Source organism: Bacillus sp. C30, assembly GCF_040838255.1.
Lineage (GTDB): Bacteria > Bacillota > Bacilli > Bacillales > Bacillaceae_G > Bacillus_A > Bacillus_A mycoides.
The window spans coordinates 1-1,617 of the sequence record NZ_JBFPJH010000542.1; the positions used below are offsets into that span (position 1 = coordinate 1).

Consider the following 1,617-nt stretch of genomic DNA (forward strand, 5'->3'; position numbering starts at 1 on the left):
TGAGGTCACCATATCCACAGCAAATTTGAATGTAAACTTTTAGATATTAGTTTACTTTCAAATACCCTTAAACATTGACTTATTATCAAATCCCCTGATATCCTTAAAATACACAACAAAAGTTTACATTCAAAACATTATAAATAAAGAGGTCATAAATCCATGAATAAAAAGCCACATCTTATTGATGTTCAACCCATCCGTAGCAAAGAACAGATCGAAGATATGAAATGGGCTCTCAAACGCCACTGTTCAGAAAGAGACTATATTCTCTTTCTAATTGGAATCAATACAGGATTACGTGTCAGCGATCTACTCCAAATTGAAACACAAATCATAGTAAAGTTAAAACAGAAAAAAAGAAAAGAATTTAAAATCAAAGAAGGAAAAACGAAGAAAGAACGCATGATTAATCTTACTTCTATTTTTGATGAAGTCTATTCGTATGCCCAAACCCTAGAAAATACCTGGTTATTCCCTTCCCGAAAAGGAGCTCAGCCCATTAGTAAGATCCAAGCTTATCGACAATTGCAAAAAGCCGGAGATTTTGCCAGTGTAGAATCTATTGGAACCCACACTATGCGAAAAACCTTCGGCTATTGGTTCTATAGACAAACAAAAGACGTAGCCATGTTACAAGAAATTCTTAATCACAGCACACCCCAAATCACATTAACTTACATTGGAATCAATAAAGAAGAAAAAGACAATATACTAGATACATTCCATATTTAAACTACACAACATCCTTCTTCTCCCCCAAAATTTTCTATACAAGACAGGACAAACGTACAAACAAAATTTAGTCTGTATTGAATACTATAGCTATAAATAAAGGGGGGAATATAAGTGGATCAAAACAAATGTAATGAACGTATTTATTGTGACCCTGAATATATCATTAAAGACACATATGTAGAAAAAGAAGTAACATATGTTCATCCTGTTATTCATATTAACAGAGAACATATACAATATGTTCCGCGTCATGTTTATGAGGAAAAAACGATACATGAAGTTATAGATCCTGGATATCCAGATTGTTGTGATACTAACAAAAAAGAAAAAGAATCTTGTACTTGCTGTAGAAAAAAAAGAAATTGTTGGAGTTGGTTTTAATTTCTTTGATTTAACTACATGCTTCTACCTACGCAATTTCACTATACAATAACAAAATACCACTCAACTATTGCATAATGAAAAAAACTTTAATTTCTATAAACAAAAACCCTTTTTATACATTTTGGTATAAAGAACCTAAATCAAGCATAAGAAAAGGTATACAACTTATTATGTTGTATACCTCTTTTGAGCTGTTTACACTCTAACAGCTTAACTAGTACACACCAACCTTCTTACTAGTTAAACCCATTCAGGTATAAAAGATCACTTAAAAAAGTGATCTTTTGTATTTTATATTTTTTAAGTTTAAAAATAACTAAATATCATTTATTTTATATAAAAAGATTATGTGTCAGTAAATAAAACCTCAAAAAAACTGATATATCAACAAAAATAGATGAAAAAACACAAAAAAACACAACATGTCTCCATGCAACATTTGTCAATAGAAATAGCAAGGTATCCAACAAATGTTGCAATATATATGTATACCAT

At 30.4% G+C, this 1,617-nt stretch carries 2 protein-coding genes; both read left to right on the forward strand.

Features of this window, described 5'->3' with window-relative positions:
* Positions 1-162: 162 nt before the first annotated feature.
* Complete coding sequence (locus AB3X49_RS22670) at positions 163-735, forward strand: tyrosine-type recombinase/integrase (protein ID WP_367964885.1); 573 nt, start codon at positions 163-165, stop codon at positions 733-735.
* Between the two features lie 114 nt (positions 736-849).
* The gene (locus tag AB3X49_RS22675; protein ID WP_367964887.1) at positions 850-1,119 is read left to right on the forward strand and encodes a hypothetical protein; all 270 of its coding nucleotides are present in this window, start codon (positions 850-852) and stop codon (positions 1,117-1,119) included.
* Positions 1,120-1,617: the final 498 nt, after the last annotated feature.

What these genes read in the sequence shown, in the direction of transcription:
- AB3X49_RS22670 (WP_367964885.1), top strand. Translation starts at nt 163, where the DNA reads ATGAATAAAAAGCCACATCTTATTGATGTTCAACCCATCCGTAGCAAA.